Here is a 13367-nt window from a genome sequence, read left to right as displayed (position 1 = left end):
TTTACGGCTTATGCCGTGATCTCCCCGGAGACGAGTTCTTGGTTGACTCCGTCGCTGCCGTTCAGCTCTCGCCTACCCGACAGCTTGACACCTGCAACGGGTGCCAGGACCACACGGTTTTGCCGTACGCTCATCCACGCCATCGTCTCAGCGTAAACCAGCGTCCACCGCAACCCGTCCAACGTCCGTGACGACGGCCGACGCCCTCTGAGTGGGACGGGATGGCGATAGATGCGCACTGATTTGGGTCGACCGACAACAGAAACATTTTTGATTTACAGAAACTTTCTGCTTGACACGATTTCCGCAAATCAGAACTGATTTGCCCGTCGGGTCGTTTTGTCGCGGCCAGCCGTCAACATGAACGGAAGGGAATGGGCTCGCTCGCATCAAAAACCCACAAACAAATCAGATTAAAAACACACAAGGAAATCAGATTGCACCCGCCAACCAAAATACCGCGGGAACAATCCGGTCCTGTCGGCATTATCGTCAACGCTTCGAATTCCGGGAGACTTCCATGAAAACGGCAAAGATCATGCTGGCTGGACTGGCCGCCCTCACCTTCGTTTCGGCGGCCTCAGCCCAGCAAGCGATGACGGGAACGGTCACGCGAATTGACCGGACCGACGGGACGATCGCAATCCAGCTGCACCGGACTCCAACGCAGAGCGGTACCGTCGGCGCCAGCACCAGCGGCGCCAAAACAGACGGTCCGGCCGAAGAGCTCAAGACCAAGATCCAGGGCAATCTGTTGAACATCCTGCACGCCGGTGACCGGGTCAAGTTTACGCTCACCGACGCGGGTGGCAGCAAAACCATTACCAACGTCGAACGACCGTAACTGACAGGGCACGCACAGCCAGATCGAAACGCAAAAAGGGCCGCGGCAAAACCGCGGCCCTTTCTCCTGGAAGGGTCTGTCGTTACTCGGTGCAGACCTTGGTCGTCTTCATGCCGGTTTCGGCCTCCGTCTTGGTCTTGAAGATGCCGTTGTCGACGATGGTGGTGGTCATGCTGGTCGGCTTGGTTTCGACCACCGTGCACTTCTTCGTGGTGCTGTCGCGAACCACGTAATATTCGGCAGCCATCGCGGTCCCGGCTACGCTCGTTGCGGCAAACGCCAGCGCGCCGATCATCAGAAATTTCTTCAAGGTATGCTCCTCCGAGTTCTTAGTGATGCCATCAGCAACCCGCGGAGAAACCGGATGTTCCACTTTTTCCCGAATGGTTTTCAGCTCCCGGATTCCATTACGGTCTATGCGCGGCGGGCAGCTCGGAAACAGGTCGGGAATAGTCGGCAGTACCGCCCAGTAAAGACCTCAGTCTTTCCGGGGCCCCGGAACAAACATAAGACCGGGAACTTATCGACGTGATCGCAATCATGCGATGGAGGACGACTGCATGAGACGCATTGCATTGATTGGCTGCGCGCTGCTGCTGGCAATGACCGCATCCGCTTCCGCCAGGCTGGGAATTGCGCCGCTCACCGTGTCGGATGACGGGGTGACCCAGGTCAAGCACGGACGTGGGCACGGTCGCGGACATCGCGGGGGCCGGGGTCACCACCGTGGTTGGGGCCGAGGTCACCACCGTGGTTGGGGCCGCGGTCGCGGACACCATTACGGCTGGCGTCATCACCGTCGCTTCTACTGAAACTCTGATTCGTCTTGTGCTGCTTTCATCGATCCATTGCCCCGACGAAAGCAGGCAACGGCGGTATGGACGGTCGCGCCCAACAGGCGCGGCCAGTTCAGTTTCTGACACCGGTCAGCCCAGTTCCATCTCGACGGCGATCCGGATCAGGTCGGAATGGTTCTTGGCGCCGAGTTTCTGCTTCAGCAGCGAGGTGGTGTTGGCCACGGTCTTGTAGGAAATATCGAGCGCGTCGGCGACTTCGACGATTTTGTCGCCGCGGCCCAGCAGGCGCAGGATTTCCAGTTCGCGCGCGGTCATTTGCGAGGCCGGATTGGCTTTGATGGAGGCGCCCGAGAACGTCACCGCCTCCGCCAGTTGCGGCGAGATGAAATTCTCTCCCGAAGCCACCTTGCGGACGGCCTTTACCAGCGTCCGTGGATCGTCGCCCTTGGCGACGTAACCCTGCGCGCCCATTTCCACCGCGCGAACCACGAAGGCCGGGTCGTCATTCATGCTGAACATGATGATTTTCGCGTCCGGATCCTCCTTCCGGATCCGTCGCATCAGCTCAAATCCCGAGACGTCGGGAAGTTTGATATCGATGATTGTGACATCCGGCCGTCGCGTCATAAAGGCCTTGTGACCGGATTTTGCGTCCGCAGCCTCGTCAATTTTCACCGTCGCGTCCGAAGCGAACAGCGAACGGCATCCGGAAACGACCACTGGATGGTCGTCGACGATCAGGATCCTGGTTGCCGATTTGGCGATGTTCTGCATCCTTGCCGCCCCTTTTGGGATAAATAGGCATTTCGCGATGATTGAAAAGTGAAACCTGCGCTACGGGAGTTAGAATAGTCCGAATGTGGCAGAATCTTTCCCTTCGCATGCGGCTGATTCTTCCGCTCGGCACCATGTTCGTGGCCGCGCTGCTGCTCGGGGCCGTCTCGCTGCAGCTTTTCGCGCGGACCCAACTTAAGGATGAAAGCGAGCCGGCATCGCGATCGGCCAAGGTGGTTGCCGAGGCGCTCAACAGCGCGCTGCTGACGTCCGCCAACCCGCAGCAAACGCTCGACGCATTTGTGCAGGCGATGGGCTCATCCGAAGCCATCCGCTTCCGCCGTACCGGCACAGAGACGACCACGCCTTCGCCGGCGGAGACACACACTCCCCTTGGACGCGTGCCGCACTGGTTCGTCCATCTTCTCGGCCTGCCGGAGATTGGCGCCTCGTTTCCGGTGAGGATCGATGGAACGCAGGTCGGCGACATCCTGTCTTCACCCGATCTTTCAGCCGACATCTACGAGAAATGGGTCGGCTTTCTCGCCCTCGTTTCATCCGTCATCGCCCTGATGCTCGTGACCGGCATTATCGCCTATTTGACCGCAGGCACCGTGGTCGACGCACTGCGGAATCTGGGCGAAGGCCTGACCCGGATGCGGACGGGGGACTACCAGCACCTGATCGCGGCGAAGGGTCCGCCGGAGATACGCAAGAGTTCCGAATTGGCCAATGAACTCGCACGCACGCTGAACCAACTGAGCCAGGACAATCGCAGCCTGCTGCGCAAGGTCGTGTCGCTGCAGGACGACGAGCGCCGCGACATCGCGCGCGACCTTCATGACGAACTCGGGCCATTGTTGTTCGGGATCCGGGCCAACGCGGTGGCGCTACAGGATGGCGCGGCACAGCGCAGGAAACTCGGCGCTTCGGTCGAGGCGATGCTTAAATCGGTCGAGGCCCTGCAACTGGCGAACCGCCGTATCCTCGACCGGTTGCGGCCGCTTCATATCCAGGAGCTCGGGCTCGAGAAGAGTGTCCAGACCCTGCTGCAGTATGCGCGATCGCAGGCGCCCGGCCTCAAGCTGAATGTGCGGATCGATCCCCGTCTGAACGACGTCGATGGGCTGCTTTCCCAAACCATCTACCGGGTTATCCAGGAGGGCGTGACCAATGTCCTCAGGCACGCCAATGCCAGCGCGACAAGCGTCGAGGCGACGATCGAAGGAAACCAGGTATTGGTGGAAATTTCCGACGATGGTGTTGGATTTACACCGGACCAGCCCTTTGGCCGCGGATTGACGGGAATGCACGAGCGTGTCCGGGCCCTGAGCGGGACATTCGAATTCAAGCGGCAGAACAGTCGGACCTACGTCCGGTGCCGTTTGCCGGCTGGCGTGTGAGGCGCACCGCTGGGCCAGGGATGCAGCGGAGGATGCAGCGGAGGATGCAGCGCGAAAGAACATCAGGTTGAAAGCTGAAGTAGCGACCGCGTCGTCACCATGCGCGATCCCGCGCGCCAGCGCCATCCCGCGCCGTTGCCGGCGCGAACGGAGCGCAGCGGGTTTGCAGAATCTTCCCGGAAGCGTCAAACGTGAACACAATGCGAACGGGCTTGCCTTCGGAGTTCAGGTAATCGAGCATGACCCCGTCAGCAGCAGGCGTAATTTCTTCCAGTCCAAAGGCATTGGGCGAGAACGCCTGGAGCCGGGGCCGCCAATACGATTCCAGCGCAGCCCGGCCCGCATAAATGTTTGCGCCGTCGCAGTCACATTCGAGGCTTGCCTCGGACGCGTACAGGTCGAGCAGCGGGCCAAGCTCCTGTCGCCGGCAGGCATCGAGCCAATCGACGACAACAGCCACCTGATCGATATCGTTCGCGATATCCTTGGCGGTATCCTTGGCAGTATCTTTGGGCAGATTCGACATGTCCATGGGCCGCACTGACCGGTTAGCCGCAATTCAGTTTGGAACCAAAAACAAATTGGGTCCACGGAAGTTCCAGGCACGAGGGTGGTCAACCGTGCGTCACCCCGACACTCGGCGCGCTGCGTTTTCCGCGCGGGGCCGCGGCAGATGCCCGATCAGCTGATTCAGACAACCGTGCTTTCGAGCCAGCAATCTCTGGTAGCGACAATCCGTGCAAACGGTGAGCCCGCGGATGCAAGCTTGGCAGCGCGTTTGCATCGCCACTATCCTTGCAGCTCCGTCGCCTGCATACGTCCCGCGTCCGCATACGCTACAATGCCGATTGACTAGCCTCCGACGCCGCGCCCATAATCCCGATGCAAGGGGCTTTATGCACGTAGCGACCACAAGAGTCGTGACCAATCAGTGCAAAGGCGGGGGTAACAGGCTTGTCGGCATCGCGGCGTCCAATGTTCGGCGAGCAACAGCGGTTCATGCTGTTTCTCATTGCGCCGGCGGCACTTCTGATGCTGCTGTTTCAGGTGCTGCCGATCGTGATCGGCGCCAATGCCAGCTTTCGCGACTGGGCGCTCTATAACCCGAAGAAGATCTGGGTCGGCTTCAGCCACTATTACGCGGTGCTGTCGGATCCGGCGTTTCTCTACACGGTGCTGCCCAACACCTTCCTGTTCATGATCCTCAGCGTGGCCGGGGCGCTGGTGGCGGGACTGGCGCTGGCGCTGCTGCTCAACCGCCCGTTTCGCGGGCAAAAGCTGGTGCAGACCATCCTGCTGGTGCCGCTGATGGTGGCGCCGGTCGTGGCCGCGATCATGATCCGCTGGATGTTCAACGACCAGTTCGGCATCGTCAACACGGTGCTGGAGGCGATCGGGCTGGAAGGCCAGCCCTGGCTGGTGCAGCGCTGGAGCGCCTTCGGCATCATCCTGCTCACCGACATCTGGCTGTGGACGCCGTGGTTCACGCTGCTGCTGCTTGCCGGATTGCAGAGCCTGCCGAAAGAGCCGTTCGAGGCCGCCGCGATCGACGGCACCACGACCTGGCGCGTGTTCAGGTTCCTGACGCTGCCGATGCTGCGCCCTGTCATCGTGGTGTGCGTGGTGATCCGCGCCATTGATGCCTTCCGAACCTTCGACATCGTGTGGACGCTGACCGGTGGCGGACCGGGCCGCTCGACCGAGCTGTTCAGCCTCTATGCCTATGTGCACGCGTTCCTGAACCTCGATCTCGGCCGCGGCTCGGCGGCGGCGATCATTGGCGGGCTCATCATCCTCGTGATCGGCGTGGTGCTCTACCGCCTCGTCGACCGCATCGCAAAGGCATGAGCCAAGGAAATATCCCATGCCGATCGTAACCCGCCCCGATTTCCTGCCGGGATTGCCGAAATGGAGCCGCAAGACGCTGTTCGCGCTGGCGCTGTTCGGCATCTGCTTTGCGTTCGCGTTTCCGGTGCTGTGGCTGATCCTGACCTCGCTGCGGCCGGAATCCGGCGTCTATTACGTCCATCGCGGCACCGAATTCACGCTGGCCAGCTTCGCCGAGGTGCTGACCGACGACCGCATCGTGTCGGCCTTCCTCAACAGCGCGCTGATCTCGACGCTGGCGACCATCTTCTCGCTGCTGGTCACCGTCTCCAGCGGCTACATGCTGTCGCGCTTCACCGGACCGGCGTCGCGGATCTGGTTCGGCACCATCTACGTGTTCCGCTGCATCCCCTATATCTCCTGGGTGCTGCCGCTGTACTTCGTGACCCAGAGCTGGGGCCTCTACGACACCTATACCGGCCTGCTGCTGCCGCATGTCGCGGTGCATATCTGCTTCTTCTCATGGCTGATGAAGGGGTTTTTCGACGGCATCGATCCCAGCATGGAATACGCGGCGATGATCGACGGCTGCACGCGGTGGGGCGCCTTCATCCGCGTCGCCATACCGTCGGCGCTGCCGGCGATCTCGGCGCTGGCGGTGCTGTGCTGGCTGTTCACCTGGAACGAATTCCTGTTCGCGCTGATCCTGACCGGAAACCGCGTGCCGATGATCACGGTTGTCATGGCGCAGTTCGTCACCGAGATGGGGCTGCGCTGGAATTTGATGGCGGCGACCGCCGTGATGGCGCTGGTGCCGGCGTTCCTGGTGGCGCTGTTCGGGCAGAAATATGTGATCCGGGGACTGCGTATCTAACAACGACGGGGACGCTTAATACGACGAGGAAACAACACCAAAAACGAGGGAGGGAAGCGATGAAGCAACTGACCAAACTGGCTGTCGCAACGACGGTGGCCCTGTGGGCGGCCGCGGGAAGCGCGAGCGCCCAGGTGAGCGAACTGCGGATCGGCTACCAGCCGAGCCCGATCCAGGACAATTCGATTGCGATGTTCGAAGCCTGGGGCGCCAAGAACGGCGTCAAGATCGTCAAGGTGCCGAACTCCTACGGCGTCTATGTCGAGAAGATGACGGCGTCGCTGACGTCGAACTCCGATCAGTACGACGTGATCTGGCACAATGACGATTGGGGCCAGACCTGGGCGCATCTGCTCGAGCCGATGGATGACGTCGAAGCCAACAAATTTGCCTCCAAGTGGAGCATGTCACCGATCGTGTTCGGCAACGACAAGGGCCAGAACACCGTCGTGCCGATGGGCCAGACCTTCAGCGTGTTCTTCTACCGATCCGACCTCGTCAAGCCCGAGGAGGTGCCGAAGACGCTGGATGAACTCGTCACCGTGAGCAAGAAGCTGCAGGCTGACGGCAAGGTGAAGTTCGGCTATGTCGCCGGCGCGTCGATGAACAACTCCTGGTTCACCTGGTTCTGGTCGATGTGGGGCAACAATTGCGACGTGCTGCTGCCGCCCTATGAGCGCGACAACAAGAAGCTCGCCGCGAACGGCTGGAAATCGGGCATGACCGAGCCCTGCATGCAGAAGAACGTCGAATATTGGTGGGATGCGATCAACACCCACAAGATCGTGCCGCGCGGCATGCCGGCCTATGACCGCAACGAAGCCAACGCCGTGTTCATGGCCGGCGACGCCGCGTTCACGGTGGCGGATTCGCTGTGGTGGGGCACGTTCAACGATCCCGCCAAGTCGAAGATATCAGGCAAGGTGGCTGCCACGCGCTTCCCGCTCGGTCCCGACCGCGCCAAGCCGTTCGCCTGGGACGACATCTGGGGCTGGGCGATCCCGAAGTCAATCTCGCCGGAGCGTAAGAAGAAGGCCAAGGAAATGCTCAACGCGATGATGCTGGACAAGGAAGGCCAGAAGAAGCTGTTCAAGGCGACCGGCGCGCCGCCACCCAACACCGAGTTCTGGGCGGAAATCGCGGCGGAAGACGCCTTCATGAAGCTCTTGAAGGAATCGGTGCTGGATTCGCCGGACAAGGTGCGCGGCGCCTATTACTTCCCGCAATGGCCCGCCGTGCACAAGGCGTTCAACGACACCGTCACCAAGGCCGTCACCGGCAAGCGCGAGGATATCGCAAAGGTGCTGGCCGACGGCGCGCCGCTGGTCAGCAAGGCGGCGCAATAAGTCGAAAGCAATATCCCGCCGCGGGAAATCGCGGCGGGATTATTTTGGGTCAACAGGTCTTTTCCTTGACGCGTTTTCTTCACGCGAACCGGTATCCACTTCGCTCGAAAACGCTCTAGTACGGTAACGGCGGGTAAATGGCAGCGATTTCACTCAGCAAGCTCAACAAGCATTATGGCTCGCTGTTCCACGCCGTAAAGGACGTCGATCTCGAGATCGCCGACAAGGAATTCGTGGCGCTGGTCGGCCCGTCCGGCTGCGGCAAGTCGACGACGCTGCGCATGATCGCAGGGCTTGAGGACATCAGTAGCGGCGACATCCGCATCGGCAACCGGGTGGTCAACGACCTGCCGCCGCGCGACCGCGACATCGCGATGGTGTTCCAGAATTACGCGCTCTATCAGCACATGAGCGTCTACGACAATCTCGCCTTCGGCCTGCGCAACAAGAAGACGTCCGAAGCCGAGATCAAGGCTGCGATCGACCGCGCCGCGGGCATGCTCGGGCTGCACGAATTGCTGGCGCGCAAGCCGAAGCAATTGTCCGGCGGACAGCAGCAGCGCGTCGCGCTCGGCCGCTGCATCGTGCGCAATCCGGAAGTGTTTTTGTTCGACGAGCCGCTGTCGAACCTCGACGCAAAACTGCGCGCGCAGATGCGGATCGAGATCAAGCGCCTGCATGCCGCCATTCCGACCACGTCTGTGTTCGTGACCCACGACCAGGTCGAGGCCATGACGCTGGGCGACCGGGTCGTGATCATGCGCGACGGCCGGGTGCAGCAGGTCGGCACGCCGCTGCAGGTCTACGGCAAGCCCGCCAACAAATTCGTCGCCGGCTTCATCGGCGCGCCCGCGATGAACTTTGTCAGCGTCACCGTGCGCAGCGATGGCGGCGCGACGACGGTCGAGGCTGATGGCCTCAAGCTGACGGTCGGCGGCGCCGATGCGCGCGCGCTCGCGGCTTACAACGGCAAGCCCGTGATCATGGGCGCGCGGCCCGAACATCTCGCGCTCGGCGAAGGTGCGCCGGGCGCCAGCTTTGACGCCCACGTCGAAGTCGTCGAGCAGCTCGGCTCCGAGATCCTGCTCGAAACGCGTGTGGGGAGCCACGGCATCACGGTGGCCCGGGTGCCGGCAGAAACGGTGATCGCGCGCGGCGATCAGGTCCGTGTCTCGGCACAGCCCGGCCGGCTGCACTTCTTCGATCCGGAAACGGAATTGCCGATTACGACTTCGTAGGGTGGGTTAGGCGAAGCCGTAACCCACCGTGATGCCAAGAACGAAGATGGTGGGTTACGCTTCGCTAACCCACCCTACAAAGCTCACCGCTTCACCGCGCCGGTCGGACTGGCAAACCCTTCCATGGTCCGGATGCGCTTTTCGAGCCACCAGCCATATTCGGGCGCCCAGTCCTCGAATCGGCGGTTGATGCCGAGATCATGGGCCCAGTGATGGGCGATGTTGGGATTGTACTGCGATTGCCGCCCGACCGCGATCAGATCCGCCTGGCCCTTTTCCAGCACCGCTTCGGCCTGCTCGGCCTCGAGGATGATGCCGACCGCCATGGTGGCGATATCGACTTCTCTCCGAACGCGCTCGGCGTAAGGCACCTGGAAACCGAGGCCGCGCGGCACTTGGGCGGCCGTCGCCGAGCCCGAGATGCCGCCGGAGGAGCAGTCGACCACGTCGACGCCGCGCGCCTTCAATTCATGCGCCAGCGCCACCGTGTCATCCATGTTCCAGCCGTTCTGCGCGCCGTCGACCGAGGACACGCGCACGAACAGCGGCATCGTATCAGGCATTTCGCGCCGTACCGCCTCGACGATGTCGAGCGGCAGCCGCATCCGCCCCTGGCGGTCGCCGCCATACTCGTCGTTGCGGGTGTTCGAAATCGGCGACAGGAACGAGGCCAGCAGATAGCCATGGGCCATATGAACCTCGATCACGTCGAAGCCGGCCTTGACCGCGTTCTTCGCCGCGTGCGCCCAGGTCTTCACCATGGCGCGACAGTCTTCGGCGGTGAGCTGGCGCGGCGTCAGCCATCCCGGCGCCACCGGCTCGCTGGTCGGGCCGACCGGCTGCCACAGCTTGGCGCCCGCCTTGATCTCATCTTGTGTGAGCGGCCCCATGCCATTCATCGCCTTTTGCGAGGACGATTTGCGGCCGCCATGCGCGAGCTGAATTCCGATCGCGGTGTTCTCGCGCCTCATGAAAGCGATCAGCGGCTTGAAACTTTCGACCTGGGCGTCGTTCCAGATGCCGAGATCGAACTCGTTGATCAGGCCGATTTCCTCGACGCCGGTGGCCTCGACAAAGACAAGACCAAAACCGCCGAGCGCGTAACGACCGAGATGCACCTGATGAAACATGCCGCAGGTCGCCCCGGGATCGGCGCGGTAATGCACCATCGGCGGCACCACCAGGCGGTTCTTCAGCGTCAGATCGCGGATCTTGAAGGGCTGGAACAGCAGGGGGCGTGCGGGATCGGCGGAGGGCGCGTCGGACATCGGTGGCCTGTGGTTGAACTGCGGGTAGCGAATGATCCATCATTTGAAATCCACGGTCCAGCCAGCCCTTGCATGTCATGCATGCAGCAACGCTTCGGCCCCCTAGTCGCCACCGACATCGACATCGAGGCCGGCGGCCTTCAGCGAGGCGACGGTCGCCTCAAGATGGGTCCGGTCTCGGGTTTCGATGACAACCTCAAGCACCACCGCCTTGGCTGGCAGGTCGGTGAAGATGCGTTGATGCGACACCTCGACGATATTGGCGCCTGCCTTGCCCAAAACGGCGACGACCATGCCGAGCTGTCCGGGCCGATCCACGATGTCGAACTTCAGCTTCGAAAGCCGGCCTTCCCTCGCGAGTTGACGCGTCAGCACACCGGACAGCAGCCGCGTGTCGATATTGCCTCCGCTCAGCACGAGGCCGAGCGAACGGCCCTTGAAGCGGGCCTGATCGGCGAGTACCGCCGCCAGGCCCGCCGCCCCCGCGCCCTCGGTCACCGACTTCTCGATGGTGATGAAAAGGCTCAACGCGTGCTCGATCTGCTGTTCGGTGACGAGTACGATATCATCGACAAGCGCGCGCACGATGTCAGACGTGATCTGGCCCGGCGCCTTGACGGCAATGCCCTCCGCAAGCGTATCACCGCGCATCGCAAGATGTTCCCCCTTGATGAGGTTGTACATCGAGGGATAAAGCGCGGCCTGAACGCCGACGATCTCGATATCCGGCTTGAGGGTCTTGGCCGCAACGGCGATGCCGGATATCAGGCCGCCGCCCCCGATTGGAACGATCAGGACGTCGAGATCGGGCACCGAAGCCAGCATCTCGAGCGCGATGGTACCCTGACCCGCGATGATCAGCGGATCGTCATAGGGATGGATATACGTCAAACCCTGTTTTCGACCGTAGTCGGTGGCGAGCGTGGCGGTGTCCTCCAGCGTCGCCCCACCTTCGATCACGGTCGCACCGTGCCGGCGCGTGTTCTCGATCTTCACCATCGGCGTGCCCACCGGCATGAAGATGGTCGCAGGGATCGAGAGGCGGGCCGCGTGATAGGCCACGCCCTGTGCGTGGTTGCCCGCCGAGGCCGCTGCCACGCCGCGCTGCCGTTCGTCGACTGACAACGCAGACAGCCGATTGAGCGCGCCGCGCTCCTTAAACGTCGCCGTAAACTGCAGGTTTTCGAATTTCAGCCATATGTTCGCGCCGGTGATGTCGGACAATGTACGGCTGGACTCGAAGCTCGTCCGCTTCACGAAGCCGGCGAGCACGCCTGCCGCCGCCTCGATATCGCCAAGGGTAACCGGCAGGTGCGCGAGGGAGGCTTTCAACGTCTCGGTCATAATCATCTAATCTCTGCCGACCCGCTCCACGCAGTAAGGGCGCGGACGGCGGGTTACGCTACGCCAACCCACCCTATGAGCTATTTCAGGAAAAAATACAGCAGGAGATACAGCAGGGATACCGCGAGGATCACGAGAGATATCCGGCTGAGGATATCTCCGAGGGAGCTCGGAGCACGATCGGGGCGGGACAACTTTGTCCCCCGGTTGCGATCTGGCGGGAATACCCATGAGCTCATTCAGGTAAAGGACGAAGATGGTGGGTTACGCTTCGCTAACCCACCCTACGACACCACGAAGCTACGAAGCTGCGCTCCGCCTTTGCGCGCGCCACCACACGCCGAAGGCGATCACGACCGCCGCCGCCAGGCTGAACCAGGTGATGGCGTATTGCATGTGGTCGTCCTTGAGATGGACATTGAGCGGCCCCGGTTTCGGGATGCCGCTCTCGGGCACCGGTGATTCCAGATCGATATAGAACGGCGCGACCGCCTTGCCGCCCTCGCCCCAGCCGAGCGCGCGCCCCATCGCAAGATGATCGCGGGTGAACCAGAGCCGCTTGGCGATATTCTCTGACGGCGTCAGCGTGCCGGCGGCTTCGGGAAAACGAAGATAGCCGGTGAATTTGACCGGCTGGCCGGTGACGAGACGGCCGACCGCGCGATCCTGCTGCGCGCGATCCTGCATCGTGTTCTGCACGAAGCCGGTATTGACCGCGACGATTGCCCCATCGGCGCTTTGCGCCGGCAGGAACGCCCAGGTGCCTGGACCGGACACGTCGTTACGGACCGAAGAGCCGGAGCTATAGACCATCACATCGGGAAGCCGCTCGTAAGTTCCGGTGAAGCTGACGCGGCGGAATTCGTCTTTGGCTGGTGTCAGCGTGCCCCATTGCGCCTGCTCCGGCAGCGCCTTGGGCACATCGGCCAGCCTTTCGTTGAGGGCCGCGATCAGCGCGTGCTTCTGGACGCGCCGCTGCAATTGCCAGATCCCAAGGCTCAGGCAGGTCACGATCATCACGAGCGTAAAGATGGCAAAGCCGAGCGTACCACGCCGCCGCGCAACAACGCCGGTCATTTCGGCTCGCGGTCGATCAGGCGGCCGGGTGCGGCCTTGTGATGGTATTGCAGCGCGATCAGCAGCGACTTCATCGAGCGTAGCGGCAACAGCGTGGTTGCGAGAATTAATGGCAGCCACAACGCCGCATGCAGCCAGAACGGCGGCTGGTATTTTATCTCCACGACCAGGGCCGATCCGACGACGATCGCACCGGCGATCATGATGATGAAGATCGCCGGCCCGTCACCGGCGTCGATGAAGGCGTAATCGAGCCCGCAGGCCTCGCAGCTCGGCCGCAAATTGATGAAGCCCGCGTAGAGCTTGCCCTTGCCGCAGCGTGGGCAGCGGCAGGCGATGCCGCGCAATGCGCTCTCGGTCAGCGTGGGGAGTGCCTCGTCCATTTGCGTCCTCGCGCCACCTTCTCCCACAGGGGAGAATGCGCACTCCATAGCGCTCTACGCAGCCCCACGCAACCCCACGAAGTGATTGTAATTACTCAGTTTATTTCGGCTGCACTACAGTGGGATGCATATTCCTCCCACTCCATGTCCGGGACATTTTGGCGGACACCATGGCCCGCCAGGCGCGTTCTG

General features: G+C 62.0%; 13 protein-coding genes. 6 read left to right on the top strand and 7 right to left on the bottom strand.

The genetic code is table 11. The annotated features are described in order from the left end of the window. Window positions 1-520: 520 nt before the first annotated feature. Window positions 521-844 carry a hypothetical protein gene (locus JQ558_RS32900; RefSeq protein ID WP_212211219.1) on the top strand — a complete coding sequence of 108 codons (324 nt, stop codon included), beginning with the start codon at window positions 521-523 and terminating at the stop codon, window positions 842-844. A gap of 82 nt (window positions 845-926) precedes the next feature. Here the strand turns inward: JQ558_RS32900 and JQ558_RS32895 are convergent, their stop codons facing one another. Next, entirely contained in the window at window positions 927-1154 is a 228-nt protein-coding gene (locus JQ558_RS32895; RefSeq protein WP_212296347.1) for a hypothetical protein, read from the bottom strand. Window positions 1155-1770: 616 nt separating this feature from the next. Beyond that, complete coding sequence (locus tag JQ558_RS32890) at window positions 1771-2415, bottom strand: response regulator transcription factor (protein WP_212036681.1); 645 nt, start codon at window positions 2413-2415, stop codon at window positions 1771-1773. A 134-nt stretch (window positions 2416-2549) separates the two neighbouring features. Between JQ558_RS32890 and JQ558_RS32885 the strand changes: the two genes are divergently transcribed. Beyond that, the gene (locus JQ558_RS32885) at window positions 2550-3818 is read left to right on the top strand and encodes an ATP-binding protein (RefSeq protein ID WP_312014604.1); all 1269 of its coding nucleotides are present in this window, start codon (window positions 2550-2552) and stop codon (window positions 3816-3818) included. A 94-nt stretch (window positions 3819-3912) separates the two neighbouring features. Here the strand turns inward: JQ558_RS32885 and JQ558_RS32880 are convergent, their stop codons facing one another. Then, window positions 3913-4350, bottom strand: coding sequence for a nuclear transport factor 2 family protein (locus JQ558_RS32880; RefSeq protein WP_249142742.1), 438 nt, complete (start codon window positions 4348-4350; stop codon window positions 3913-3915). A gap of 443 nt (window positions 4351-4793) precedes the next feature. Between JQ558_RS32880 and JQ558_RS32875 the strand changes: the two genes are divergently transcribed. The 4 genes from JQ558_RS32875 to JQ558_RS32860 all read left to right on the top strand — a co-directional run bounded on the left by JQ558_RS32875 (window position 4794) and on the right by JQ558_RS32860 (window position 9103). After that, window positions 4794-5666, top strand: coding sequence for a carbohydrate ABC transporter permease (locus tag JQ558_RS32875; protein ID WP_212211224.1), 873 nt, complete (start codon window positions 4794-4796; stop codon window positions 5664-5666). A 16-nt stretch (window positions 5667-5682) separates the two neighbouring features. Continuing rightward, the gene (locus JQ558_RS32870) at window positions 5683-6519 is read left to right on the top strand and encodes a carbohydrate ABC transporter permease (RefSeq protein WP_212211225.1); all 837 of its coding nucleotides are present in this window, start codon (window positions 5683-5685) and stop codon (window positions 6517-6519) included. 59 nt (window positions 6520-6578) lie between these two features. Further along, window positions 6579-7865 carry an ABC transporter substrate-binding protein gene (locus JQ558_RS32865; protein ID WP_212296346.1) on the top strand — a complete coding sequence of 429 codons (1287 nt, stop codon included), beginning with the start codon at window positions 6579-6581 and terminating at the stop codon, window positions 7863-7865. 137 nt (window positions 7866-8002) lie between these two features. After that, the gene (locus JQ558_RS32860) at window positions 8003-9103 is read left to right on the top strand and encodes an ABC transporter ATP-binding protein (protein WP_212211229.1); all 1101 of its coding nucleotides are present in this window, start codon (window positions 8003-8005) and stop codon (window positions 9101-9103) included. A gap of 83 nt (window positions 9104-9186) precedes the next feature. Here JQ558_RS32860 and JQ558_RS32855 read toward each other — a convergent pair whose 3' ends face one another. The 4 genes from JQ558_RS32855 to JQ558_RS32840 form a co-directional block, all read right to left on the bottom strand. After that, complete coding sequence (locus JQ558_RS32855) at window positions 9187-10371, bottom strand: NADH:flavin oxidoreductase/NADH oxidase (RefSeq protein ID WP_212296345.1); 1185 nt, start codon at window positions 10369-10371, stop codon at window positions 9187-9189. 102 nt (window positions 10372-10473) lie between these two features. Next, window positions 10474-11715 carry a threonine ammonia-lyase gene (locus tag JQ558_RS32850; protein ID WP_409410615.1) on the bottom strand — a complete coding sequence of 414 codons (1242 nt, stop codon included), beginning with the start codon at window positions 11713-11715 and terminating at the stop codon, window positions 10474-10476. Between the two features lie 300 nt (window positions 11716-12015). Further along, window positions 12016-12792, bottom strand: a complete 777-nt coding sequence (locus JQ558_RS32845) for an SURF1 family protein (protein ID WP_212211232.1) — start codon at window positions 12790-12792, stop codon at window positions 12016-12018. Then, complete coding sequence (locus JQ558_RS32840; RefSeq protein ID WP_212272714.1) at window positions 12789-13175, bottom strand: DUF983 domain-containing protein; 387 nt, start codon at window positions 13173-13175, stop codon at window positions 12789-12791. The genes JQ558_RS32845 and JQ558_RS32840 overlap by 4 nt, the downstream gene beginning before the upstream one ends. Window positions 13176-13367: the final 192 nt, after the last annotated feature.

The organism is Bradyrhizobium sp. AUGA SZCCT0160 (genome assembly GCF_018130105.1).
Classification (GTDB): Bacteria; Pseudomonadota; Alphaproteobacteria; order Rhizobiales; family Xanthobacteraceae; genus Bradyrhizobium.
The sequence above is the reverse complement of the archived record's forward strand: the minus strand, read 5'-3'. Positions and strand labels throughout refer to the sequence as shown.